2 protein-coding genes are annotated in these 616 nt (G+C 53.6%); both read left to right on the forward strand.

Features of this window, described 5'->3' with window-relative positions:
• On the forward strand, window positions 1–336 hold a 336-nt coding region (gene tnpA / locus KCG48_RS14600), incomplete at its 5' end, for an IS66 family insertion sequence element accessory protein TnpA (protein ID WP_211802903.1).
• A partial coding sequence (gene tnpB / locus KCG48_RS14605; protein ID WP_211802904.1) for an IS66 family insertion sequence element accessory protein TnpB occupies window positions 333–616 on the forward strand: 284 nt, incomplete at its 3' end. The genes tnpA and tnpB, both read left to right, overlap by 4 nt.

The following is a 616-nucleotide window of genomic DNA, read 5'->3' on the forward strand; positions in this document are numbered from 1 at the left end:
GAACTATTGAAGGCGAAATGGATGGAGATCATCAAGGAGCAGCGCAATAGCGGATTGGCCGTACGGAAATGGTGTGAATTGAATCAGATCTCTGCTCCAAGCCTCTTCTACTGGAGCCGGGTAATCCGTCAGGATTCACTGGTCAAAGCCGGTACCCTGGCGGTCACAAGCCAGCACTGCTTTGCTGAGATTACGCCTAAGTTCAGTGGAGGATCTACGGCACAAACGGGAGTCTGTGCCGTGATCCGATTCCAAGGAAGGGAGTTGGAGATCTGCAATGGCGCAGACCCGGGAACACTGAGTGCCCTCTTAACTGTCATGGGGCGATGGGAATGAAGGTGCAGTTTCCGGCCGATGTTCGGATCTTCATCGCCTGCGGCCAAACCGATATGCGCAAGTCCATCGATGGCCTCACGGCCATGGTCAGTCAGCACTACCAACTGGACCCGTTTCAAAATATCCTGTTTCTCTTCTGCGGGAGACGTCGAGATCGGCTCAAAGCCCTTTACTGGGAGGGTGACGGATTTTTGCTGCTATATAAACGCTTGGAAAACGGAAGTTTTCAATGGCCTCGCAGCCAAGATGAGGCGCGGGAAATCACCCCGCAGCAGTATCG

Origin of the sequence: Proteiniclasticum sediminis, assembly GCF_018128025.1 — a bacterium.
GTDB classification, from domain to species: domain Bacteria; phylum Bacillota; class Clostridia; order Clostridiales; family Clostridiaceae; genus Proteiniclasticum; species Proteiniclasticum sediminis.